The following is a 25,307-nucleotide window of genomic DNA, read 5'->3' as shown; positions in this document are numbered from 1 at the left end:
GAAATCTAGATATTTTTTATTTTTCATTGCATGATTATCCTTGGGATTGACCCCGGTTCTATAACAACAGGGTATGCATTTATAGATACAGGCTTTCAGATGCCGAAAGTTCTGGAGTATGGAACAATCCATGCCCCCGCAGGCAAGGCTTTGGAAGATAGGCTTCTTCATATTGTAAGCAAATTGGAAGAATTGCTGGATAAGTACCGACCGGAATCGCTAGGTATGGAAGGGGTGTTTTTTGCAAAAAATCCCAAAAGTGCCTTGGTGCTGGGACACATCCGTGGAGCAGTCCTTGTGGCATGCAAACGTCGTGGAATGAGTTTCAACGAATATCCACCAAAGGTTGTTAAGCAGGCTGTTACCGGTGATGGTGCCGCCAGCAAGGAACAGGTGGCCAACATGATCTTTGCCCGTTTTGGAATTCAAGGCGGCGACCTTCCTCTCGATGCATCCGACGCCTTGGCCATTGCCTGGACACATGCGAATCCCTCGCCTTTAGCGGTGGCTCTTTGTAGCGCTTCCAAGACTGTTTCGAAAGGAACTGGAAAAACTTTAAATGCCAAGTCTCTAACATCCAGAAAGAAAAAAGCTACCACCAAGCAGTGGATGGACTTGATTGAAAAAATGGGAGGAACTATAAAATGAGTTCTCTGAATTGCTATGGATTTAGACAGCCCGATTCCTCTGATTTTGTAAACGTAGATGGCTATGTTGTTGATAAAGTAATTTTGCCTAATTACAACAAACTAAAAGCCCGTTTAAGTGAATATGGCTTTTCTCTTCGCTTGGAATCCGCTTACCGCCCTTTCGAACGCCAACTCAGTATCTGGAACCGTAAGGCCAAAGGTGAATTGAAACTCCTTGATGCTAGCGGCGTTCCCATGGAGAGGCCTGCAGACGAAGAACAGTTGATGTATGCGATTCTCACTTGGTCTGCACTTCCTGGCGCCAGCCGCCACCACTTGGGTACGGACCTTGATGTGGTGGATGGTAATGCCTGTCCCGAAGGGTATGAGGTGGAACTGACTCCTGCGGAATGCGATGGCATGTTTGCTCCTTTCCACAAGAAGTTGACTGAATTGATGGACGCTGACGAGGCCTTCGGCTTTAGCCGCGTGTTTGTTCCCGGACGTGGCAAAATTCAGCCGGAGAAGTGGCATATCGCACATCTTCCTTCTTCAAGAATACTACTGGAAGAGTTTGACCTCAAGGAACTTCGTTCCATCTATGAGAAGACCGATATTGCCTGCAAGTCCGCCCTTCTGGACAATTTGGACAAGTTGGCGGAAGAATACATCTATCCGTACTTTATTTGATTTAGGGACTCGCTATGGCTCTTGAATCTTCGTCCCGTGGAATATTTCGTCTGCCTCTTAAGGAATATGGACGGTCCCTTCAGGGATCGGTTCTGCAGTACGTTCCCTGTGAGGGACCTTGCCGCATTCTGGTGATTGCAGGAATCCACGGCGAAGAGCCGGAGACGACCTTTCTGTTGAGCCGCTGCCTTCGGGCTTTTGACCGCCCCTTCAAGAACGTGGCCTTCGTGCTGTGTGCCAATCCCGATGGCATGACCCTTGGGACTCGCGGTAACCTGCGTGGGGTGGACCTTAACCGCAATTTTCCCACGTCAAACTGGACTGCAGGGGACGTCATGTCACGCTCTGTCCTGGAGGCTCCTCGTGATACGGTCCTTACGGCCGGAACTGCCGGCGGCAGCGAGCCCGAGGTTCGTGCCCTGCTGGACCTAATCGCCCAGCTGAAGCCCGCTTCCATCGTCTCGATGCATGCGCCCATCGCCTGTGTGGATGCCCCCAGCAGGACTCCTCTAGTGGATCTTTTCTGTAAGGCTTTCAACCTCCCGTGGCTGCCGGATATCGGCTATCCTACGCCGGGCAGCCTTGGTACATGGTGTAAAGAACAGTCTTGCGGCAATCCGTCTCAAGAACAAAAAAACGCACTCATGGAGTGCGTTACCTTGGAATTGCCCAGGATGTCTCTAGAAGCCCTATTCGACCGTTATGGTCAATCCTTCATTGAACTTCTAGAAAAACTCTAGCTATTTCTTTTCTGCCATTGCTTCGGCAATGATCTTCTTGCGCTGAATAAGGCCCAGGCTGAAACCGATGACGATGTAGCAGGCCATGAGGAGCAGCAGGTATTCGGTGACGAAGGGGATCTTTTCGGACACGAAAGTGAAACCGCAGATGTAGGTGACTACAATGAGGAATCCCTGGAAGGCGTTGAATGCCACATTCTTGCGGGGCTGGAGCTTGGGCAAGAACAGCGGACTTACCATCAGGAGACCTGTAATCAGCATTACGAAAACGGGAATGTAGATCATTGCGCTTTCGGTGTTGGCGAACAGACCCTTAGATTTCAGATAGACCACCAGAATGGCGTTAATTGCGCCTGCAAAGGTGGAAGGCAATCCGGAGAAATGGTGGTGATATGTGTCGGAGTCGCAGGCGTTGTACTTAGCCAAGCGCATTGCCGCACAGAGTACGTAGATGGAGAATGCAACAATCAGCAGAACTGCATTGGACTGGAACCATTCCGGTGCCATGGTCTTGTAGGTAAAGAACAGGGTGAATGCCGGGGCTACGCCAAATGCGATCAAATCGGCCAGACTGTCGAACTGGGCGCCGAATTCGGAACTGGCGTTTACCAGGCGTGCGGCAAAACCATCCAGTTTGTCCAGGAGAACGCAAAGGACGATGAAATACGAAGCCATACGGATGGGGTCGGAAGTAGTAAAGGAACTGAATGCTCCAGTTGCCCAGCAGATAGCGAAAACGCCCAGCAGGAAATTCATGCTAGTGAATGCGTTCGGCAAAATGAAACGAGATTTACCCATCATATCCTCCACATAAAGTGTCTTGCGAAAAATAGATTATTTATGGGGGAAAAAACAAAAAAACGCCCTTTTAGGAGCGTTTTTCTGATAAAAAAGCATTTTTGTTACTTAACCGGCTTGATTCCCCAAAGAGCCTTAATACCCGCTGCTACGATTAGAATTTGAGGCGGCGCGTAGGGGTTTTCTTCGGTGGGGAAGTTGGTCCAATACTTGGTAGAGAATTGGTAGTATTGTGTGGGACGGTACATCACCGGAAGCACAGGAATGGTTTCCATGAAGATCTTGTTCAGTTCTCTGTAGGCTGCAACCAGGTCCTTTTCTTCGGTCATGGCCGGAATGTCGGAAATCAGCTTGTAGGCATCGTCGTTCTTGTAGCGGCCCTGGTTTGCAAAGGCTTCTTCACCTACGGGCTTGTAGGAGAACTTGCCCATAAACTGTTCAAAGCGATTCCAAGGTGATGCTGCGGACAATTCTGCGGTTTGGGTCTTCATGGCCAGGTCGAAGGATCCAAGACGAAGGTCCTTGTCCCAGGCACCGTAGTCCACAAACTTTTCTTCGGCAGAAAGACCGATTTCGTTGAAGGATTCAACCACAACCTTGATTGCGTCTTCCCAGTCGGTCCAGCCTTGGGGGCATTCGATAGTGAAACTACGGACAGGTTCGCCCTTCTTGTTCAAGAGCTTGCCTTCGCTGTCCCAGCTGTAGCCTGCATCGGAAAGAATAGACTTTGCTTTTTCAATATCGTAGCTGTAACCGTACTTTTCGGCATCTTCCTTGTTGAAATACTTGGATTCAATTCCGAAGGGGAGAATGAAGCCAGGCTGCACTGCGGGAGTGTAGTTGGATACTGCCCTGGACTTGATTTTTTCAAAGTTGATTGCATGCATCATGGCGCGGCGGATGGCTACGTCGTTGAATGGTTCTGCGTGATGGGCAATAATGAGGGTGGTGATGGAACCCGGCTGGTGGTAAGGTTCGTTACGGCTCCAGGCGCGGATGCTATCGCGAGCCTTGTCCCAAATGCGGGGCAGGAACACGGAGGAAATGTCCAGGTTACCCTTGGTCATGGCGCTGTTGAAGTGGTTGTTGCCATTGTAGAGGGAATGGATGATGAACTTGGGTGCGGGCTTCTTGCCGTTGTACTTTACGTTGCCCCAGTAGTTGTCGTTTCTTTCCAAAACAATTTGTTCCGGAGAGTAGGACTTGAGTTCATAGGGGCCGGAAATCACAAGGGCGGAGTCATTCTTGAATTCGGTAATCTTTGCCATGTCGTAGGTCTTTCCTGACTTGGCCGATTGGATTAGCGGTTCAAAAATGGACTTGGGCAAGATGGATGTTTCGGCAAGGGCGTTCAAGATGATGAGCGGATTCTTGATTTTGCCGTAGTGGAAAGTCACATTGTTGTTGTTGTCTGCAGTAACCTTGCTCAGGTATTCCCAGTTGCCATGGCGGGGGGTGGGGAGAATGGAGTCAATCTGGAATGTGTAGATGACGTCGTCCACAGTGACCGGTTGGCCGTTGTTCCATTTGGCGCGAGTGTCCAGATGGACGGAAATGGAGCTGTCGCTGACCGTGTAGCTGTCGGCGAGCATGGGTTCCAGTTCACCACTCAACTGGTTAAATGCCAACAGGGCTTCGTAAGACAAACGGCAGTTGCCGTCAATCGGGAAATTGGGGTCGTAATTCAGGGGGTTGAAGTTGGAGGGGGGAGCCCAGTCGAAGCCTCCAATATAAAGGGTTTCCATGCGAGGATAGTCGGAATTGTCTTTTTCGGCGACTTCCTTGGATTCCTCATTGCATGCGAATAAGGTTAGGCTCGTTAGGGCCAGCAATCCCTTGAAAAAGAATCGAGAAAACGTCATTGATAAGCTCATCTTGTTTCCGGTTGGAAATATCATTGAAAATTTAGTGACATTTGTTACAAAAAACCACCAATTTTTTTTTACAAGAGCTGTAATTCAGTCTAATTTGGAATATGTTACGTAAATATTACAAATTGAAGCCGTAAAGCAACCGCTTTGGGGAAGCACTGAACATGGTCTTGTTCATAATGAAGGGGGTCCCTGCTCCTCCGGGAGTGCTGAATTTCCTTGTGGTTTTACCGTCTTTTAGGGAAATTCCAACAACTTCGTTACCTTGATCAATCCATGCTTCGCCGTCTTTTACGTAGGGTTTTGTGAAAATGGAGTTCTTTCCCTGGAACTTCCAGAGAGGGGCTCCCGTTTCTGTATAGAGCAAAATGGATTGGTCTGCAAGGCCAATAAGAATCCTGTTTTCGCCTTGGTCCTGGGTAATTTGTAATGATACGATGGAGGCTTCCTGGAGTATCTGGACGGGGGGCTTGTCTCCCTGGTTTTTGTTGAATATATACAGGCGGTTGTTGCCTGAGGCTGCTACAAGAATGGAATCAGTGCTGGCCAAATGGGTTATGGAATTCATGATTTTTCTAGAAGAACCTTCCCTTGTTTGGCCGGCATTGTCGTCTACATCCACTATTTCACCATCCAAGTTGCTTACGTGGATGATTTCGTCGTTCTTGGAGATGAGGAAGGGTACAGAGAATATTTTTCTGGACCAGGCCAACTTGTTTTCGGAACGCAGTATCTTAAGGAGGTATCCGTTCCAGGTGGAAATATAGGTTGCGTTATTGTAGACCTTGGCTTCGAAAGCTTTTCCGGGGAGTTGGATTATTGTGGGGTCAAAATCCTTATTTAGGTCGTAGATGGCCAGGTTGTACCCGGAGGCAATGGCTAAGGTGTTTTCGTCATTTGCGATAACCGGACTGTTGTCGAGTTTGCCTACGTTTCTTGACCATCGAAGTTCTCCATTATCTACGTTGATGCAGAGCAGCCTGTCTGCAGAGGGGTCGATGGTGAACAGGTTCTTCTTGTTGCTAAAGAACTGGGGGTAACGAGTCTTGGGGGAAGTCGGCAGCAGACTTACAAACTTTGCCCCAATGGCCTTTCCGTATCGATTTAGGATAAGGTTGGTAACAAGGGGGTTGCTGACGGAAAGTCGAACGGCTTCGGACCAGGCTTTTTGCTTTTCCTTGTCGGAACCGTTCTTCTTTTCAAGGAACAAAGCCTTGAAGAACCAGCCCTCGGCATTTCCGGGTTCCAACTTGAAAAGACTGTCGAGTGCAGAGGGTAGTTCGTCCCATTCTTCTTCTTCGCTCAGCTGGGCGGCTTTCTTGGCCATGATTTCAGATTGTAGCGGTCGCTTTCCGTAGTATCTCGGAGCTATGGACTGAAGCTTTCGATCTCCGAAGTAAAGATAGATGTTACCGTTTGTATAAATGGGGGAATGTTCGATGGGCTTAGCAAAGTTAAAATGCCATAGCGGACGCAACAAGGTGTCTACTGCGGTGATGGCGCCTTCGCTTGTGAACAGGCCTAAAGTTCCTTCGGCGAGGGTATGGATTGCGGAAGCGTCGCTCCTAACGGTTACTCGGGTGAAACCTGTTGAGGGATCTATCAAGGCGATTCGTCCGGAGGCTTCAAGAAGGACGATGTTCTTCTCGAACATGAATAGGTATTCCACGCTGCCGACGGCGATCTTCCATAAGGGTGCGTTGCTTCTTTTGGGGATGTAGCAATAGAGGTAGTTACTTGAAACTAGGTACAGGTTGTTTCGATCGGCTAGAACTTTCTTGATGACATCGAACTGGGCGATGGTTCTTGTTTCTGTGCCATCTTCCACGGTGATAAAGTGAATTGCGTTGTCTGGGCAGTTAAGGATGTATTCGTTTGTAGCCTTGAACACACCTTCAATGACACAGCCGTCATACTTTTGACTTATCTGGGTCTTGATGCCTTTCTTGTTAAGAAGTGTCAGCGTGGACTGGTCTTGTACAATGACTTCATCCCCATTGGCGAAGAATCCCTTTATTCCGGAAATGGGGTAGGAACGTTCTGCCTTGTTCGCATGGAACGGTTTGAAGACGAGGCTGTCTTCGCTTGCAACCTTGTACCAGATTCCTTGGGAACTGATGTTCAAGATTTTTGCACTTTCGGGAAGAGAAACATTGATGTTGACAAGCTTGTCGTCTTCAATTTTTTTAATAGACTCGTCTTGCAGCTGTATGTAGGTCGGCTTGGTCCCAAAGCGTTCCTTGATAAGGCTCTTTAGAACAAGGGGGGACTTTAGAAGATTTTCTGGCTGGTTGCTAGTTGCTGCACTGCGCTCTGCAAGCCAGTAGGCTTTGGGTGTTGCCGTTGTACGGTCAAGACTCTGCTTGTAGTAGAAATTGGAGGAACTGTTGTTGCCCGCAAGTTCCTGGATTTTTCCTAGGTAGAAGAAGGCTTCTTCCTTATCTTCCTGGTCGCCTTCGTTGGAAACCTTGGTAAGGATGCGGATTGCCTCGTTGGTTTCGCCCTTCATTTCAAACATGTAGATGGCTTCCTGAATGGAAGTTTCCATCTTGCTTGCAACGGCAAAACCCTGGAGGCAGGAAATTCCTGCCACCAGCAGAGCGCAAAGCCTGGCCTTACATAATGTTTCCCAAATACTAGACATCGAACTTGTAGCCTGCTCCGCGAACCGAGATGATGATCTTCGGGTTGGTTTGGTCGTCTTCGATTTTCTTTCGGAGGTTGACGATATGATTATCGATTGTTCTAGTGGTGGGCATGTTGTCGTCGTTGTATCCCCAAATTTCCTTGAGGATATCTTCTCGAAGAACGACTTCACCACGGTGTTGCCAGAAATACTTGATTACCTGGAATTCGCGAGTTGTCAAATCTAGAGGGACTCCGGCCTTGGTTGCCTCGAACTTCTTGAAGTCCACATGGATGTTGAGGAAATCCAGGACGTCGGGTGTCTGGGCTGGTGCGGCCACAGCCTTTTGAGTTTCGAGACGGCGCAAGAATGCCTTGACTCGTGCCAAAAGTTCCAGGATGGAGAACGGCTTTGTTACATAGTCGTCGGCGCCCATTTCAAGACCTGCCACCTTGCTTGTTTCCTCGGTTTTCGCGGTCAACATGATGATATAGCATTCGGGATGCTTCTTGCGAATGTATCGGCAAACCTCAAAACCGCTCTTCTTGGGAATCATCAAGTCCAGAAGGATTAAGTGTGGCTGGAAGGAATCCGCCTTTTCGATGGCTTCTTCACCGTCATTGGCAGTTTCGACGATGTAGTTTTCCATTTCGAAGTTGTCTTGCAATCCGAAACGGATAATCTCTTCGTCTTCAACGATTAGGATTTTGTAGTTGTCTTCCATTTATTCTGCCCTCTTAAATTTGACGGTGAACGTGGATCCCTTACCGGGCTTGCTTATGAGTGATATTGTTGCCCGGTGGGTTTCTGCCACTCGTTTTACGATGGCTAACCCAAGTCCCGACCCCTTTGTGCTTCGGGTCATTTCATCCCCGACTCTATAGAAATCATTAAATATATTCTTTTGTTCTGCCGAGGCAATGCCGACACCGGTGTCAGTTACGGAAAATACAACCATGTTGTCTTCGCTATGAACGTCTACCGATATTTCGCCGGGTGCGTTGGTATACTTGATTGCATTTTCGATCAGGTTTTGACAAAGGCTGTATAATGCGGTATAGTCTCCCATGACAAAGACGTTGGGCTCAAAATGTGTATGGAATTCCATGCCTTTTTCTACGCCGATATCCTCGACTGCGTCAAAGACCTTTCTTGCACAAATGGAAAAGTCCAACTTTTCCCACTTGAATGCGCCTGTACCGTGTTCCATGCGGGTGTAATTTAGAATGGCTCCAATCAAATTTTCTAGGCGGGAAGCTTCCTTGCCAATAAGGCCGGAATATTCCTGCACTTTTTCGACTTTTTGCACGCGGCCTCTAGCCATCATCTCGGCGAACATCTTGATAGAGGTGAGAGGCGTTTTCAACTCATGGGAAACGCTGGACAAAAAGTTTGCTTTCATGGAGAGCAACTTTCTTTCTTGCGCGATGAAACGGAACATAAAGACGGAACCGAATATGACCGTAATCAATGCGAATAGCATTAGACCGTACAGGAGGAACATGCGGTGGCGCGTTTCTGCCTTGATGTCCTGCATGTCTTTTTCGTACAAAGTAAATTCCCAACCAAAGGCGTCGGTCAAGGAAGTCTGGTTAAGAACCGCGGTGCTGTCTAGGATTGTTCCTAGGAGAACTTTTTCGTTCTTATCAGTAATGGCAAAGGGAATGTTTTTCCAGCTTTGTGCCACGGTTTTCAACTTGCTAAGAAGACGTTCTTGGTAGGCTTCCTTGTCAATCTTGGCTATGACAACCTGGTCCCCAGAAAGAATGGGGTAGGACATCTTGAACAAGGATATGTCATTGTCGTGGCTGTAGAGAATTCCTTCCTTGGCAACCGCCTCACTTTCAAGAATTTCCTGGAACAGGTCTTTGTGCTTGAACAGGATATCCATGTAGCCGAGCTGTCTATTGAAGTTTTCTCGAAGATTCCAGAAAGCTTCGCGCTTGTCGCTTTGAAGGTTTTCAAAGGACAAAATTTGGGTAAAGGCGGTTTCAAAGAAAAACTTTGAAGAGGAAATGTCTTCAATGCTGTTTGATTCTAGGAACTGCTTTAGTACGGAAAGGCAGTATTCTTGAGCTTCCTGGTGCTTCTTCTGTTGAACGAGAATTTCAAAATGCAACAGGTTGATAGAGTGGGTTAAGTCCGCATGAAGATAACCTTGAAGGTGATGCTGCTTTTCGAGAATTTCGAGCAGCTTCAAGGCCTCGTCGTATTTTTTGTTTCGATAATTGTATCGAATCAGACCGAGGATATTTTGAACTTGGTCTTCCTTTGTCTCGAAGATCATGGTGATGGGACGCATCGACCGTGCTACCCGGTTTTGGTAGGCAGACTGGGCAGATTCCCCTTTGATGTTCTGTTCTGCTTGGAAAAGGCTCTTCTCGATGCCTGATGGGGTTAACGTCGAAAATTCCAGGGATTTTCGGAAATGCCTAGAGGAAATATCCGGGTAGATCAGGGAACCTTTGTTGAACAGGAAAATGGCTTCAATGCCTTCTACGGATTTGAATTCTGTGGCGTGGCCGAAGTCAAGAAGTCCTTGAGGTTGCTCGTACAGGAACAGGGAGGCCGTCTTGGTCTCCTGGTAAATCTTGTTCTGTTCCTTGATGACTGCGTCTTCAATTTCAGCCTGGAAAGAGCCTCGACTTTCGTCGAAGTTCTTTTGGGCAAGGAAGGCTTCGTTTTGAATATTTCTAAAACTTAAAAAAGCAAGAATTGCGGTGGGCAGGATAATACCCCCCGCAAATAAAAGGATGAAAAGCAGATTGTTGCGCGAAACCTGCATGGACCCTTTTTAGTGAATCCTTGAGGGAATCACTTAACCACGTTGGCTCGATGGGTGATGGAAACCTTGTGACCCATTTCGATGCGGCGGCTGTTGGAGTACACTTCGCGGATAAGTACAGCAGCTTCCTTCTCGGCTGCTCTAGTAATGATTCCTCGGCCAATCAAACGAGGCGGCAAGGTGGCATCGGACTTGTCTTCATCCCACACGGCAACTGCGTCGCCGGTATTGTAGCCTTGGCTTGCTCCCTTATCGATCAGAACGTAAGCATAGGCACCAATGATAAGCATGGGGTCCATTGCGTAACGAATCATGGCTAGGGAATCCATCTTGGCAGCCTTTTCTTCGGTATAGCCAGATACGTTGATCGGATTAAGAGGCTTCTTCAGACGGGCCTTGGACTGGTTGATGCGAATTTCTCGGAAACTCTGCATGATCTGTGCTCTAGACAAAGTGTCGCCAATGGCGGTAATCTTTGCCAAACCGGAAAGTCTGAGCAGTGCGTACTTGTCGAAACTCTTGCCCTTGGAGGCTGGAACGTCGATGGCGCGAGCGTCAATGATTTCAACCAGGTCACCCTTCTTCAAGTTGGGGTTGGTCTTTTTGCCGATTCCGACCACGACTTCTGTTTCGGGAAGGTGAATCAGGGGAACCTTCTTTTCGCCGGAGATGATCGAGAAGAAGGAACTGTCCTTCTTCAGAGAGTCCAACGTATAGATTTCGGGGGCCAAAACCTGATAGTAGCCATTGAAAAGCTTAGGTGCGGAACGCTTCTTATAATAATAGGCGTCCTCTTCCTTCTTCTTTTTCTTGTCCTTCTTGTCCTTGCTACGCAGGTCGCCCAGCATGTTTTCGAATTCAGAATTACGGGAATCGTCTTCGTCGCATCCAACGGAAGTTACGCCCTTGGGCAGGTTTGTGTCTGCCACAGCGGCTTCGCAGGGATGCTTGCTCTTTTTAGGAGCTTCAGACAGAGCCTGTTCTTCTCGGGTGCTGTCGCCCAGGTAAATGGAGTCGCCCGGGTAAATCCAGTGGGGGTCCTGGATGTGGCGGTTATTTTCCCAAAGGTCCGGCCAGGCGAACGGGTCCTGGAGGAATTCATCGCTCAAGTCCCAAAGAGTGTCGCCTTCTTTGACGATGTAGGCAGATGCCAAAAGGGCTGAAAAGCCGAGACAGATGGATGCACATTTAAAAAGTCGCATAATGATCCTTTAGGGAATATTCCTAAAAAATTTAACCTTTTCTCTGCTTAAAAGTCGGAATGTCCGTTATATAACGGGGTTGTTCTTGACGATTTTCGCGGAAAACACGCTCCTGGGGGCGCTGAACATTGCGAGATTTTGCCTTGAGTGCAGGATTTTGTCCCAGGACTCCTGCTCGGTCAGGGGTAAATAAGGAAAGAATTTCAAACTTGCCACTGTCCGGTTCCAGGTACAGGGGAATGCTCTTTCGGAGCATGTAACCCTCGCGGCGGAGATGCTTGATTTCTTTTGCGGCGACCTCCAGGTTGGATGTCTGGAGGAGGATTCTTTCCGCTCTAGACTGAGATAGAGCTTGGTCAACACCGGGAGCCAAACTTTCGTCGCCTGGAAGGTTCAGGTAGAGTGTCCAACGACCTTCGTTATCCTTCTTGCTGAAGAACTTATTGAAAAACTCTACTTCCACGTGACCACGATGGAATCTCATGTTGTTGTCCATCACGTTACGAGCATTCATCTTGGAAGAAAGCATTGCGTATTCGCGACAATCCAACGAATCAACGCGCTTGAATCTGCTGGCTAACATTGTGGAAACGAAGCTGCTGCCCGAGTAGAATTCAAAGAAGCAGTCTTCTGGATTGGGGTGGATGGCGCTCTCGATGCGGGCCGGTAGACCCATCCAGGCGTCTCTTACGCGGGGGGCCCAGTCCAGGACATGCATGTAGCAGCCCGTATCTCCGATCGGCATAAAGTCGTTACCGAAAGCGGCCTTTGCTTCAACCTTCATGGGGATTGTTCCTGCTGGATCGAAAAGTGCATCCGGTAGGCACTGAATGTTGTGGCAACTGATGACTTCGGGGCAGGTTCTTTCAATAAAGTCAACAAAGGTCTTATAACCATGGGCGGAGTTACGACCGCGAAGGTTAACTTGTACTAAAAGGGCGTATCTGCCATCGCCAGTGGCGCGGAACCAGATCTGTCTAAGAGCCTTGCAGAAGATTCGTAGATGATCTTTTTTCAGCTGTTCGCAAACCCTATTGACTAGCTCCGGAGCATCCATGTTTTTTGCGGGTGCTTCAATAGTCAATTTTTCGTGTTCACCAAAGGTCTTCTTTACAAGACGCCAATCGCAATGATCTGCCGAGGCATCTGCTGTAAACCAGGCCTGGAATTTTCCTGGAATTTTATTTGTTTCGATCCATGCGGACAATTGCTGCTTGATGTCGTCGAAAGTCATTTCCGCCTTGACGACAGGCTTAGTTTGTTCTGCAGTATCTGCAGGATCCTTGGCGAAACGCTTAGGGGATGCACTTTGACGGGTAGATCTAGAACGGTCAAAGTGGCTGCTGCCGTTATCCATTGGGCGGCGGGAGAAATTTCTTTTGGGCTGCTTGTACATAAGTTCTTTCTGTTATAAATTATACAAAGAACCTGGGGTAAATCCAGGAACATTCCCTTGCTAGCATCTTGGGGAATTCACGGAAGTTGCCGTTAATCTGGTACATGTTCAGACTGCCTTCCACAGGTGTCAAGCGCATGACGGAGTCGGCGCGGGCTTCCAGGTAGGGATATTCGTCCAGGTTGCAACTGGAGACCACGGCGCAGCCAGTAAGGGCGATGATGGTGTCGATCATCTGCATCAGAATCTGGTGGGGGGCACCATTCAGACGGGTGGACTTCGGGTTGTGAAGTACTGCCGAAATGGGGTCGATGACCACGACCTTGTAGTCGTGATTTTCAAGCTTCTTCGCTCCCTGGATACGCTTTGCGATGAGCTGGGCGGTTTCAATGGGAGAAAGTGCTGTACCACGTAAATTCAAGAAACCAAATTTAGGGGTGCTGGCGTTTAGGTCACGTTTAGCGCCCAACATGTAAAGACGGTTTAGGAATACGGACTTGGTCAATTCAAAGTTGATGAAAAGGACGTCGTTTGATGTGGTTGTGTTTCCAAACCAGTCTTCGCCATAGCAGATAGAAAGGCCGAGGTCCATAAGAGCCAGAGATTTGCCGCTCTTAGGAGGAGCCGTGAACAGGAAAAATTCTCCGGTACGGAGCATGTTTTCCACGATGGTCTGGTCCTTCTTGGGAGCTTCTTCTGTATCGCTGGCGAGTTCAATAAGGGGCTTTCCATCTAGGGAATATTCCACCCATTCCTGCCATTCCTTGAAGTTTTTAGCGCCCTGGTCAAGGCCGATGAGATACTGCTGCTTGCCACCACGGAGAACGCCCGGCATGCGAACCATCATGTGGGGATTGCGGTTTGATGCATCTACCTTAAATCCTTGGGAATCCAGAGTCTTGAAGAGGAAGTCCACGCGTTCGTTGTATTCTTCTTCGTCGTTGGCAAGAATCTTTACCCAGGCTTGCACGGAGTTTGCGCCTGTGTTGACCAAGGCGGCGCAGGGGAGGTTTAGTGCCTTGTAGTAAGCCAACTGCTTGGCCAGGGACATTTTGGGATTGTCCACAACTACATAGCGGTAATGCCAGCTTTCATCTGTGGCGTCTGCCCCACCCTTGGTTGCGTTAATGCAGAGAAGCGCGCCCTCGGGACTGTCGAGACTCTTCATGATTTTCTTGATAGAGTCATCCTGACCGACAATGTTGGATACTACTTCCTCGGTGCTGTTTGGGGTGTTTGAAATCTTGAATTCAATGGTTTCGTCTGCTTCAAAGGTGACTTCCAGAAGCTTTGCGAGGTCCTTACGCCAGTCAGCTGCGGGCCATGGAATAGAAAGCGCTTCCGGATCAATCTTGAAGTTCTGCAACAGTTCCATGGACTGGGTGTCTAGACCCAGAGCAAGCATTTGTTCCATGGAAATCATTCCCGCGGAAAGCGGGGAAATAATCGGCATGGCTACCGTTTGAGCTGCAGCTGCGTTTTCTGGGGCAGGAGTCGCTGTGCCAGGTGCTTGTTGTTGAGCGGGAGTGGGCTCGACACGTTCAGAAGATCTTTTTTCTGCAGAGAATGCTCGACGAAGGGTCTGTTCGACTTCGTCGCCGTCCATACCTTCATCACGGGCTTTTCCACCCAGCTGGAAGCTGGCGTCCATAAAGGTCCAGCCTTCTTCCTGGGCAGCAACGCCTGCTTTGTACAGTTCTGCCTTCAGCTCATTTCCGCTGTAGGAATTCTTCAGAAACAGGTTGATAATTTTTCTTGCGCTTTCCATAGGTAAATCCCTAGTATTTATTCTTGACCAATGTAGATTTTTTTTACTGGTAGAGGAAATTGGTGTCCCTGAATAAGTGGGTTATTGTTATTATTTAATACACAAGGACGGATTTTTTATGGCTCTCTACAACAGCATTCTCGAAACCATTGGTAATACACCTCTTGTACGCATCAATAAGCTGAACAAGGGTGAAGCTGAAGTTTACGTTAAACTTGAAATGTTCAACCCTCTGGGCAGTGCCAAGGACCGCGTAGCCCTCGAGATGATTGAAGCTGCCGAGAAGGAAGGCAAGCTGAAACCTGGAGCGTTGATTATTGAACCCACCAGCGGAAACACCGGCGTGGGCCTTGCCTACGTGGGCGCCGTAAAAGGCTACAAGGTGGTGCTTACCATGCCCGATTCCATGAGCATGGAACGCCGTATGCTTTTGAAGTCTCTGGGTGCAGAAGTTGTATTGACAGAAGGCGCCAAGGGCATGGCCGGCTGCATCGAGAAGGCAAATGAAATCGCCGCAGCAAATCCGGGAAGTTTCATCCCTCAGCAGTTCGAAAATCCCGCAAATCCGGCAGCCCACTATAAGACCACGGGCCCCGAAATCTGGCGTGATACCGAGGGCAGGGTGGACGTGTTTATTGCGACCGCAGGCACCGGCGGAACCGTCAGTGGCACCGCAAAATACCTGAAGGAAAAGAATCCTAATTTGTATGTAATTGCCATCGAACCGGACGATTCTCCCATGATTACCAAGGGCGTTTCTGGTCCCCATAAGATTCAGGGCATCGGTGCAAACTTTATCCCCAAGATTTACGATCCCAAGGTGGTTGACGAAGTGTACCTGACTAGCACCGAAAAGGCTGGCTCCGCGGCTCGTGCCGCTGCGGCCGAAGAAGGTATTTTCGTAGGAATTTCCTCTGGTGCGGCATTGGAATGCGCACTTACCGTGGCTAAGCGCCCAGAATTCAAGGGCAAGCGCATTGTAGCCCTCCTTCCCGACACTGGCGAACGTTACCTCAGCACCTGGTTGTGGAACGAGTAACAATGAAAAATGAAGGATGAATAATGAAATGTCGTGGGCTGAGACCGACGACATTTTTTCTTATTGCTACATTTTTTATGTAAATATTATGGCAAAAAACCTAAAAGGTTAAACTATGGACATTCCTGAATCTTCGAATTTTATTCAAGACATTATCGTCAACGACTTGCAGACCGGCAAGCGCAACAAGGTGCTGACCCGTTTCCCTCCGGAACCTAACGGCTACATCCACATCGGCCATGCCAAGTCCATTTGCCTGAACTTCGGTACCGCCCAGAAGTTTGGCGGTTTCACCAACCTCCGCTTCGACGACACCAACCCCACCAAGGAAGACGTGGAATACGTGGATTCCATCCGCGAAGACGTGAAGTGGCTGGGCTTCCAGTGGAAGGAAGAATTCTTTGCTTCCGACTACTACGATCAGATTTACGCCTTCGCAGAAAAGATGATTGAAATGGGCAAGGCCTACGTTGAAGACCTGACCCGCGACGAAATGCAGGAATACCGCGGAAACGATGCCGGTAAGCCTTCCAAGCCGTCTCCGTACCGTGACCGTAGCGTTGAAGAAAATATGAAGCTGTTCCGCGAAATGCGTGACGGCAAGTACGCCGATGGCGAAAAGTGCCTCCGCGCAAAGGTGGACCTTTCTAGCCCCAACATGAACATGCGCGACCCGGTGATCTACCGTACCAAGCACTGCACTCACCACCGCACTGGCGACAAGTGGTGCATCTACCCCATGTACGACTTCGCTCACCCCATCAGCGACTGGATCGAAGGCATTACCCACTCCATCTGTACTCTTGAATTTGAAGCCCATCGCCCGCTGTACGATTGGTTCCTCATTGAACTGGGCCTGGAAAACCGCCCCCAGCAGATTGAATTCTCCCGCCTGAACCTGACCTACACCATGATGAGTAAGCGTAAGCTTCTTGAACTGGTGGAAACCAAGGCTGTTCTTGGCTGGAACGACCCCCGTATGCCCACGGTCTGCGGTTTCCGTCGTCGTGGCTTTACCCCCAGCTCCATCCGCGAATTCTGCAGCCGCATTGGCGTATCCAAGGCAGAATCCATGGTGGACGTGAACTTGCTTTACTTCTGCATTCGCGAAGAACTGAACCAGAGCGCCAAGCGTGCCATGGCAGTCATCGACCCGGTGAAGGTTGTTATCGACAACTGGGAAGACGGCAAGGTGGAAATGGTGGAAGTGGAAAACAACCCCAACGATCCTAACGCAGGCACCCGCATGGTTCCGTTCTCCAAGGAACTGTACATCGAAGCCGAAGACTTCATGGAAGAACCTCCCAAGAAGTACTTCCGCCTGAAGCCGGAAGGCGAAGTCCGTTTGAAGGGCGCCTACTTCGTTACCTGCAAGAGCGTCGAAAAGGATGCCGATGGCAAGGTGACCGTTATCCACTGCGAATACGATCCGCTGTCCAAGGGTGGCGAATCTCCCGATGGCCGCAAGGTGAAGGGCACCATCCACTGGGTGAGCGCCGCTCACGCTGTGGACGCCGAAGTCCGCCTCATCGATAATTTGTTCACACTGGAAGATCCGTCCGATGTTCCCGAAGGCGAAGATTGGCACAGCTACCTGAATCCTGAATCCATGGTGATTAAGCAGGCCAAGCTGGAACCCAGCCTGGCTGACGCCAAGATGGAAGACCGCTTCCAGTTCCTGCGTCTCGGCTACTTCTGCCTGGATTCTGACGATTCCAAGCCGGGCCACCTGGTGTTCAACCGCACCGTCGGTCTGAAGGATTCCTTCAATCCCGCGAAGTAATCCCCGGAGATTGCTAGATATAAGAAAGGCCTCGTCATAGACGAGGTCTTTTTTGGTTTCTATGGAGTGAAATTTTATCGACTAAGCATCTTCCCGTTGAGAGTTGCAATCCAATGCAGATTCATCGCATTGGCAGGAATCTGCATGGAGGTTGTTCCCGCTTTGACCTTGGCTCTAAACAGCACGACTCCCTTCAAGTCGACAATAGCGAAAGTTCCACCTATGTCTGTTTGGATTTCCAGGTTGTTACCGTTTACCACAAAGTAGTTTCCTGGAGAAAGCCTGGTGTAATCAACCTGTCTCATGGGTGGCCGGATAACCGCGGAATCCTTCTTTTCCTCGATGGTTGGAATGTGGATTACTGGCTCTGTTACGATTGGATTGGCCGGTTCTGTAAAGCCCAGCTGCTGGTCCATCCATGCCATGCGTTCTTTCATCTTCTTGCGAAGATGCTCAACTTCTCCATCCCAGGAGTCTGCGTTGTAGCCGCCCATGGCCATGCCCATGCCTCCGCCACCGGACTGGTTGCAGTATTTCATCGGCTGCGGGTCTGCGTCATTCTGGCCACTAGCCTTGCCTAGATTAGGCCAGCGCTTGAAGTTTCTATCGGCAGCGTTCTTCAAGTATACCTTCATGGAATCCAAGTAGGTATCCATGGTCTTAGAGTGCCACACGCCGCTGCGTAATTCTGCCCAGCGTTTTTTCAACTCACTTTGGTATGACGGATCTTTCCACATGCTGGTAAGCCAACGAGGAGCCTTAAGTGAACTTCCACCAAAGCCGAATCCACCGCCCCAACCGCCACCGCCGTTTCCGTCGGCAACCTGCTTGCTGCTGTTTTCAATTTGCCAGCCGGTGGTTCCGGAACTTCCGAATCCTCCGCCCATGCCTCCAAATCCACCAAAGCCTCCGCCCCAGCCCCCATTGTTGTTTTGACCTTCAGGTTGGGTGCCGTTACTCATGGCAAGATTAAAGTCCCAGGGAGGTCCTAGGGTTACCTTACCGCCTTTGCTATCCTTGGGCTTATGCAAGAAGAAACTGCACCAGTAGGAGTCGGCATTGTTGGTCACTTCCTCGTGAAGAACATAATCCACTGCTGAACCAACATCAACGTAATTCTCGTAGCCGTCGCCGTTTTTTCCGTTCTTGAATAAGCCTTCAAGGTCATTCAGGTACTTCTTTAGGTATTCTTCTTGCTGGGGCTGGATGTTTTCTTTCTTTGGATAGTGCAGGATAACATTTAGTCCATCGGAGGTTCCAAAGCCTTCGTTGTTGACGCTGCCGTTGCCTGCGCCACCAGTGTTTGTACCGGTCTTATCGAACGCCCAGATGTAACCACCGGTAACATCGTCGCCTTCAACATCTTCTTCCTTAAGCTTGGAAACGTCGACGCGGTACTTGCCGCGTTTGATTTTTTCGATGAGCACGTAAACGCCGCGGTACACACCGTTGATGTATAAGTCAAAGTGCATGGTGCGAGGGCTGTAGCGGCCCGCTTGTCTAAAGAGCCAGTGGGCAAGGGAGTTTCTTAGCATGCTCTTGTCTACGTAAGGCCCGTGGAACACCCAGTCATCAGAAGCGGGAAGGCCCAGCAGACTGACGTCTATGCCTTCTCCTGCCTCATCCCAGAATTCCACACTGTAGCCAGGTTTCGGAAACAAGGCGGATGATTGGCCTCTCACCTTGATGCCGATATCGTATAGCTTTCCCTTGGCGCTATCCGCTACAGAATTCGAGGATTCATCAAGAACCCTCATGGTTGCCGGAATTTTTTCAGTAACGTTCTTGTCCAGACATTTTTGCTTCGTATCAACGAAGATGATTGGCAAGTCGTAAGTTTGAGCCAAGGAACTTGCTGCGGAAAATGCAACAATTCCACCCATAAATAGAATCTTGGCACTCCAACCCATGATTTCTCCTATTTAACACATCCTAGGAAAAATCTATATTGGGTCCGGTATTTATCCCCGTTAATTCTTATTTACGTGTTGTAAAGGAAAACAACGCCCCAAAAACGCAGTTCTTTAGTTCAAAAGGGAAACGGATGCAACAAAGAGGGTGGTTCAAACATCAAATATGTTGTATTTTGTTGGCGTAGGAGTAAGTTATGTTTGATAATAAGTCGGTTTGGAAGAGATTTGCGGGGGCAATCTGTGTTCTGCTTCTCTGTTTGTCCGTAACCACTTGGGCGCAAGAACAAAATTCCCTGGCAGGTCGTTTTAGCGCTTCGGAGTTGGATACGTTGGTTTCTATCATCGCTCTTTATCCGGACCCTCTTTTGGTGCATGTTCTTGCGGCCTCTACTTATGGTGAACAGATTCCAGGTGCAAGTGCCTGGGCAGAATCCCACAAGCAGTTGAAGGGCGAGGAACTTGCCCGTGCCATGGAAAATGCAGATCTTAAGTATGATCCTAGTGTCCAGGCCTTGATTCCGTTTCCTACGGTTCTTGCGACCATGGCAAAGTATCGTGATTGGTCCGACCAGTTAGGCGATGCAGTCTCCGTGCAGAAGGAAGAGGTGATGGATGCCATTCAGCGTATGCGTTCTGCCGCCTATGACCATGGCCAGCTACAAAGCAATGATCAAGTTGTTGTGCAGAAGAATGAAACGATTGTTATAGAACCGACTCGCACCGAATACGTTTATGTTCCTGTGTACAATCCCCATGTAGTCTACTATGTTCATGCCCATGGCTATCCCGCTGTACGTTATGGCTACGGTGTTTGGCTTGGTGGTTGGTACGGTGAGTGGGGGTGGGGATCCTGCTGGTTTGAATGGGATTCTCACTTTATTTATGTCCGTGATTATCGCTGGTATTACCATCGTCCTATTCCTCACCATCCTCGTCGCTATAGTCCTCCACCCCGTCCTAGACATGGTCCCCTGGGTCCCAAGGTCCATCATGATCCTGTTCGCCCGGGAGCTCATATGGAACGGCCTGCATCGCAGAGACCTGCTCCCCAGTCTGCGGGAAGGCCTTTGGTCAAGGATGATCCTAATACCGTAAAGTCTATTAGGGCCGAAGCTGCCGGTGCTAAAACCAATAACCTGGTTGGTGTTCGTAGCGATGCCGCTAGCAAGCCTGTAGTTCGCGACACTCCCCGCCGTGATGATTACTGGGAAGAGGAAGAACAACGCCGCTATGATTCCAATAAGGGCTTTGGAAAGGCCACGGCTGTTGGTACAAGTAATAAAACGCAATCCGGAAGCCGCAATTGGGATAACCGTAATACCAATTCTAGAAACGATTCCCGAAACTCCGGCCGAACCAACGAATCTCGCAATAACGGCCGTGGCAATGGCGGATTTGGAAAGGCGCAACGTCGTTAATCCGCTGCGCCTTTAATCCCCTAATTTTACTATAGAGTCTACAGGTAATGTTTTACTGTAGGCTCTTCTTGTATTTCTTGAATGGGAGGCTTTGGTACGTAAATCTTTACCGCGTAGACATAATGGTCGGTTTCCACAAGAATGTCGCCTTCCTGCATATCCTCGTTGATATCGATTTCAATTTCTACGCCGTCTCTGGCGATTCTCCTAATGGAATGCTCGGTCAGTTCGTGCTTTTCAAAAAGAACGTCAACAACCTTTTTGTAGGTCCCGTGATGGGTTGTGCCTAGAATGCCTGTACATTTCATCCGGGGTCGCCTACTTGGTGTTGAATTCTACCTTGGGGGCGGCACTTGCACCTGCATCGGCAGAGAATTGCATCTTGGGACTTGCTCCGGCAAAGCCTGCGATCAGGCTGTTGGGGAACATGCGAATGGTTGTGTTGTATGCCTGTACTGTTTCGTTATAGCGCTTACGTTCTACGGCGATACGGTTTTCTGCACCTTCTAGCTGGACTCGCAGTTCCTGGAAACTGGTGTTGCTCTTAAGGTCCGGATAATTTTCGCTGACAGCCATCAAGCGCTGGAGTGCGCCGCCTAGGGTCGCCTGGGTTTCCTGGAATCGCTTCATGGCAACTTCGTCGCTCAGCATGTTTTCGTCGACCTTTACGACGCCGCCCATCTGGCTGCGGGCTTCGACAACTGCGCTCAGAGTGCTTTTCTCGAAGTCGGCTTCACCCTGCACGGTGGCAACCAAGTTGGGAATCAGGTCGTAGCGGCGCTGGTAGGTGTTTTCTACTTGAGCCCACTGGGCCTTGACGCCTTCGTCAAGAGCGATAATATTGTTGTAAACGCTGACGCTCTTTCCGACGATGATTAATGCGAGTAAAACAACCGAAATCAGGGTCCCGATAATGACCTTTTTCATACAACCTCCATAGAGTCAACCAGGTTGACAATTTCTGTGACAGTAGCAATATAGTTATTCACGCTTTCCAGGAACAGCTTTTGGTTCTTGCTGCTAATGGGAGTTTGCAGCATAGGATATTCGGCAAATATCTCCTGGTGACTTTGTGGGTATACACCATGTTTTAGATAATGCACTCCATACATGATGGGGAGCATGGTTGAGCTGGCTCGAACAAAGAAACCCAGGGGATTGCGGTCTTCGTGGAGATAGATGAATGCACGACGAAGATGAATCAGGAGCCCGCGCAGTTCTCTTTCGCATTCAAGACGAAGACATTCCAAATTTGGCTGGTAGTTGGGGAGGGGCTGTGAGCCCGCGATAACGGCATTGCGGTTTGCAATGTGCAGGAACTCCATAGGGAAAACATCTTCCGAGGTCTGGATTTCTTTTAGGGTGAAATAGAATCGGAATTCGATGTTTTCTTTTTTTGCCTTAGGCAGTAGCGCTTGCAACGGCTCTATTGCCTTGGTGGAATTGTCTCGTAGAATGAAACTGATTGTCCATGGCTGTTCCATTGCGTTGAAACCTTCCATAAGGCAATCCCCATGGACGAATGCGGATATAAGATTGTCGCCCAGAGCTTTCTGAATTTGCTCGGGCCAGGAAGAATTCTGAAGTTCTATAATGCTGAGATTCTTTTTCATATACAAATCCTTTTACCAACTGCCGCCGGAGCCGCCTCCGCCAAAGCTTCCTCCACCGAAACCTCCACCGAAACCGCCGCGGCCTCCTCCAAAACCACCGCCGAATCCACCGCGGTCATTGTGCCTGCTGGATCTGCCGATGGCGTTACCCAGCATGAACCAAAGACAGCCATTACCGCGGCCTCCGCTGAACTTAGCCATCATGACGAGGAAGAAGACGAACATCACGAAGAGGAACATCTGGGGAGGTGCGCCCTGTTCTTCCTGGAACTGCTCGTCGTTGATTTCAAGGGTGACGTTTTTTTCTTTAGCAGTGACTTGAGCAATGGCCCATGCCAGGCGTACAACACCATCGCCATACTTTTGCAGTCGGAAGGCGGGAACAATGGTCTGCTGTTGCAATCGCTCTACCAAGGCGTCGGGAAGGTAGCCTTCAGCTCCGTAGCCTACTTCGACGCTTCGACGGCGTTGCTTGATGCTTGCGAAGATGAGTATGCCTTCGTTAGACTTGCCGCCAACGCCCCAACTTTCTGCTACCTGCAGTGCATAGCTTCTATAGTCGTTGTGCCCGATGTCGTGCATTAGCGCACACGCAATAGCAACGCCCGTCTTTCGGTACAGTTCCTCGGATATGGTGTTGAATAGCTTGATTTCCTGGGCTGTCATCAAATGGTCTTCGTCAAAGACATAGCTGTTGACAGGGCGCGCTGGGGTGGCTATCGCCCAGGCGGAAGTTACCAGTGCTAGTGTAAGCCCTAGGAGCAAAAGTACGATATTTCTTTTTTTGCCAAACATTATTTGCAGTGTGACTCCAGCATTTTCTTCAGTTTGGTGAAATCGGCTTTTTGAATAGCCTTGACAATAGCCTCGTCCCTGGATTTTCCTACGGAACGAACGTTTGTGCTTGTGGCAATGTTGTTTCCTCTCATGGAAATGGTTACGTCGTAAGAAACTAAGGCGGTGTTCCCTGAGTTCAGGGAGTTCTTTTGTTCAGCGGATATTCCAAAATTGATGAGGGGGGCCGCATCACTGCGTTCGCCAATGGCCATGATCGATTTCTTGGAAAGAGATTCCTTGATTGAATTGCAGATGTCCTCGTTCTCAGAGCATTTCATCTGAATGAGGCATTCCTTTCGAGTGACGGAATATTGAACTTCTAATTTTCTTTGCAGTCTGGCTTGTCTTAGTATGGCTAAAGGCAGGTCCGGTTCAATGTAGAAGACGAAAGGCTCCTCCTCAAGGTTTGCTTTTTTTAGCTGAACTTGTACATAGCCTTCCATGTCGGTTTTTGAGGTGGTTAATGTCTCTCGGCCCTTGTGAACGACAACAGGAAATTCTGGCAATGGTCCTTGGCTGTCGCTAACAAGGATCTGCCATGAAGGCGTTTCGGTGCTTGTGTTTTTTTGTTCAGCAAAGGATATCCTGGAAAGTTCCTGGATCAAGGATTTTTCCAATTCAGGAAGTCTAGACTTAAGACGATGCGTCTCGTTAATGGGGTATACTTGTGCAAGCTGCTGTAGGAGCTTTTCGTAGGTTGCTACACGAGGCTTTGCCAAGTCCAATGTTCTTGCTGCGTCTGCATAATGGCGGGTTGCGATCGATTCTTGTATGTTTTTTTCAGCCTTGCTTAGTTCCTGTTTTTCGGTGTTCATTTTGAACTGGATGTCAGCAGTGAAATCGTCAAGATCCAATGTTGCTGTTGCGGAAAAAACATTGCCGTCTTTTTTGCCGGGAGTAATCTTCACCCCGTTTAGCTTTAAGTCGCTTGTTAAATTATTCTGAGCCTTGTATGTTTCAACAAGAGTTTCCTTGCCGTCAACAGTAATGCTCTCTTTCTTGAGAACCTGGGTTGTGGAAACCTGAGTAGAAATCTGCTTGGCAACTCCTGCTACAGCTGAATTATTTGCCTCTTCTTGAGAAATGCTGGAGGTTGCAGTATATGTTATTACACGACCCGCTTGAGCCTGGGCTGATAAGATTGTCGCAAGGATGATGGTGGGGAGTGTAATAATCTTCATCATTTTCTATTGAACGTTCATGATAATCAATTTTTTCGTGATGTTAATTTTCTTGGTTTCGGCCAGAGGCTTGAGTGTGTTGCGAATAGCACTGTACACGTCCTGGACATCCTCAAATTTTTGCGGATCGGCATAGATTTGCAAATCAACAGTCTTGTCGGTCATGGTATTGACCTTTACCTTGTTGAAAACCGCTTTCAAATTCTGGGAAATGGCTTCCTGTAAGTCTTCTAGCTGGCTGTCGGAGTAATCGCCTTTAAGATTAATGACTGCTTTGTATTGAACGCCGAGCTTTTGATCTTCTATCCAGTATTTAGAGATGATTTCTTCAAGACCGCTCATGGCCTTCTTTGCCGCAGTTTGGAAATTCGCCTTGATGTCGTTTGGAGACAGCCGCCCTTGGGAATCTACAGTTCCTGACTTGGTTCCAAGCAGCCTTGCTGTAGAAGATTCGTATGCATTCAGGTCCACGATGATGAACCCGTTCTTATCTGCATAACCGGAAAACTTGATGTAAATGTCTGCGTTAAGGGCAAGACTTGCCAAATAGGCAAGGTCTTCGTCTGTTCCTGCAATGTCGTTTTGCATCTTGATGATGTTGTCAACATCGGAAGAGCCTTCTAGATACTTGACATCATAGGATTTTTTGGTCAAGTATTCGTTGATTCCATCGAGAGTTGCCCTGGTATAGGGATTGCTTTGGGTGAGTTGGATGGATGTCAAACCCGAGGTGCCGTCGTTTGGCTGCACCATAATGACGGGGCGAGGAAAGTTTGTGCTGGATGCATCCTGGACTTGTTTTTGATTGGAATATTCCGACTTGAACTGAGTGGCGCTAGCCCTATCAGGGTTCAATTGGTCGTATTTATCGTATGCCTTACTTCTGGTGGCGTCGGCATTGGATGCCGGTTGGGTGCTGGAGCAGGCACCAAGGACCATTGCTACAAGGCTGCAAAACAAAAACTTCGGGTACATCATATCTATGGATAAAGTTATCTAATCAAGGATTGATGGTCAA

At 48.9% G+C, this 25,307-nt stretch carries 21 protein-coding genes; 6 read left to right on the top strand and 15 right to left on the bottom strand.

Going from position 1 to position 25,307, the window contains the following annotated elements:
* The first annotated feature begins 30 nt into the window (after positions 1–30).
* From ruvC to mpaA, 3 genes are read left to right on the top strand one after another with little or no spacing between them, the layout of a single operon-like run.
* Positions 31–648, top strand: coding sequence for a crossover junction endodeoxyribonuclease RuvC (gene ruvC / locus MJZ26_01135; protein ID MCQ2104372.1), 618 nt, complete (start codon positions 31–33; stop codon positions 646–648).
* Complete coding sequence (locus MJZ26_01130) at positions 645–1,319, top strand: M15 family metallopeptidase (protein MCQ2104371.1); 675 nt, start codon at positions 645–647, stop codon at positions 1,317–1,319. The genes ruvC and MJZ26_01130 overlap by 4 nt, the downstream gene beginning before the upstream one ends.
* Before the next feature lie 14 nt (positions 1,320–1,333).
* Entirely contained in the window at positions 1,334–2,059 is a 726-nt protein-coding gene (gene mpaA, locus MJZ26_01125) for a murein tripeptide amidase MpaA (protein MCQ2104370.1), read from the top strand.
* Here the strand turns inward: mpaA and MJZ26_01120 are convergent, their stop codons facing one another.
* The 8 genes from MJZ26_01120 to MJZ26_01085 form a co-directional block, all read right to left on the bottom strand.
* Positions 2,060–2,860, bottom strand: a complete 801-nt coding sequence (locus MJZ26_01120; protein MCQ2104369.1) for a CDP-alcohol phosphatidyltransferase family protein — start codon at positions 2,858–2,860, stop codon at positions 2,060–2,062.
* A gap of 101 nt (positions 2,861–2,961) precedes the next feature.
* Positions 2,962–4,731, bottom strand: coding sequence for an ABC transporter substrate-binding protein (locus MJZ26_01115; GenBank protein MCQ2104368.1), 1,770 nt, complete (start codon positions 4,729–4,731; stop codon positions 2,962–2,964).
* A 115-nt stretch (positions 4,732–4,846) separates the two neighbouring features.
* Positions 4,847–7,372 (bottom strand): hypothetical protein, encoded by a 2,526-nt coding sequence (locus MJZ26_01110; protein ID MCQ2104367.1) that lies wholly within the window; start codon positions 7,370–7,372, stop codon positions 4,847–4,849.
* The gene (locus MJZ26_01105) at positions 7,365–8,078 is read right to left on the bottom strand and encodes a response regulator transcription factor (protein MCQ2104366.1); all 714 of its coding nucleotides are present in this window, start codon (positions 8,076–8,078) and stop codon (positions 7,365–7,367) included. The genes MJZ26_01110 and MJZ26_01105 overlap by 8 nt, the downstream gene beginning before the upstream one ends.
* The gene (locus tag MJZ26_01100; protein ID MCQ2104365.1) at positions 8,079–10,139 is read right to left on the bottom strand and encodes a HAMP domain-containing histidine kinase; all 2,061 of its coding nucleotides are present in this window, start codon (positions 10,137–10,139) and stop codon (positions 8,079–8,081) included.
* A gap of 29 nt (positions 10,140–10,168) precedes the next feature.
* Positions 10,169–11,341 (bottom strand): LysM peptidoglycan-binding domain-containing protein, encoded by a 1,173-nt coding sequence (locus tag MJZ26_01095; GenBank protein ID MCQ2104364.1) that lies wholly within the window; start codon positions 11,339–11,341, stop codon positions 10,169–10,171.
* Between the two features lie 31 nt (positions 11,342–11,372).
* Positions 11,373–12,737 carry a hypothetical protein gene (locus MJZ26_01090; protein ID MCQ2104363.1) on the bottom strand — a complete coding sequence of 455 codons (1,365 nt, stop codon included), beginning with the start codon at positions 12,735–12,737 and terminating at the stop codon, positions 11,373–11,375.
* A gap of 19 nt (positions 12,738–12,756) precedes the next feature.
* On the bottom strand, positions 12,757–14,505 hold the full coding sequence (locus MJZ26_01085; GenBank protein ID MCQ2104362.1) for an AAA family ATPase: 1,749 nt from the start codon (positions 14,503–14,505) through the stop codon (positions 12,757–12,759).
* A gap of 118 nt (positions 14,506–14,623) precedes the next feature.
* Between MJZ26_01085 and cysK the strand changes: the two genes are divergently transcribed.
* Complete coding sequence (cysK, locus tag MJZ26_01080; GenBank protein ID MCQ2104361.1) at positions 14,624–15,544, top strand: cysteine synthase A; 921 nt, start codon at positions 14,624–14,626, stop codon at positions 15,542–15,544.
* A gap of 115 nt (positions 15,545–15,659) precedes the next feature.
* Positions 15,660–17,327, top strand: a complete 1,668-nt coding sequence (locus MJZ26_01075) for a glutamine--tRNA ligase/YqeY domain fusion protein (protein MCQ2104360.1) — start codon at positions 15,660–15,662, stop codon at positions 17,325–17,327.
* Positions 17,328–17,401: 74 nt separating this feature from the next.
* Here the strand turns inward: MJZ26_01075 and MJZ26_01070 are convergent, their stop codons facing one another.
* Positions 17,402–19,237, bottom strand: coding sequence for a CotH kinase family protein (locus MJZ26_01070; protein MCQ2104359.1), 1,836 nt, complete (start codon positions 19,235–19,237; stop codon positions 17,402–17,404).
* A gap of 197 nt (positions 19,238–19,434) precedes the next feature.
* Between MJZ26_01070 and MJZ26_01065 the strand changes: the two genes are divergently transcribed.
* Positions 19,435–20,658 (top strand): DUF3300 domain-containing protein, encoded by a 1,224-nt coding sequence (locus MJZ26_01065; GenBank protein MCQ2104358.1) that lies wholly within the window; start codon positions 19,435–19,437, stop codon positions 20,656–20,658.
* A gap of 38 nt (positions 20,659–20,696) precedes the next feature.
* On the opposite strand, the gene MJZ26_01060 is transcribed toward MJZ26_01065, so the two are convergent.
* The 6 genes from MJZ26_01060 to MJZ26_01035 are packed head-to-tail and all read right to left on the bottom strand — an operon-like array spanning position 20,697 to position 25,267.
* Positions 20,697–20,966: a hypothetical protein gene (locus tag MJZ26_01060; protein ID MCQ2104357.1), complete on the bottom strand. Its 270-nt coding sequence runs from the start codon at positions 20,964–20,966 to the stop codon at positions 20,697–20,699.
* 10 nt (positions 20,967–20,976) lie between these two features.
* Entirely contained in the window at positions 20,977–21,585 is a 609-nt protein-coding gene (locus tag MJZ26_01055; GenBank protein ID MCQ2104356.1) for a LemA family protein, read from the bottom strand.
* Positions 21,582–22,271, bottom strand: a complete 690-nt coding sequence (locus tag MJZ26_01050) for a hypothetical protein (GenBank protein MCQ2104355.1) — start codon at positions 22,269–22,271, stop codon at positions 21,582–21,584. Before MJZ26_01050 ends, MJZ26_01055 begins: the two co-directional genes overlap by 4 nt.
* A 12-nt stretch (positions 22,272–22,283) precedes the next feature.
* Positions 22,284–23,066 carry a TPM domain-containing protein gene (locus MJZ26_01045; GenBank protein MCQ2104354.1) on the bottom strand — a complete coding sequence of 261 codons (783 nt, stop codon included), beginning with the start codon at positions 23,064–23,066 and terminating at the stop codon, positions 22,284–22,286.
* The gene (locus tag MJZ26_01040; GenBank protein ID MCQ2104353.1) at positions 23,066–24,292 is read right to left on the bottom strand and encodes a hypothetical protein; all 1,227 of its coding nucleotides are present in this window, start codon (positions 24,290–24,292) and stop codon (positions 23,066–23,068) included. The genes MJZ26_01045 and MJZ26_01040 overlap by 1 nt, the downstream gene beginning before the upstream one ends.
* Before the next feature lie 3 nt (positions 24,293–24,295).
* A complete protein-coding gene (locus tag MJZ26_01035) occupies positions 24,296–25,267 on the bottom strand; it encodes a hypothetical protein (protein ID MCQ2104352.1) in 972 nt (323 codons plus the stop codon).
* Between the last annotated feature and the right edge of the window lie 40 nt (positions 25,268–25,307).

The organism is Fibrobacter sp. (genome assembly GCA_024398965.1).
GTDB lineage: Bacteria > Fibrobacterota > Fibrobacteria > Fibrobacterales > Fibrobacteraceae > Fibrobacter.
This window is presented reverse-complemented; position numbering and strand designations above follow the sequence as displayed.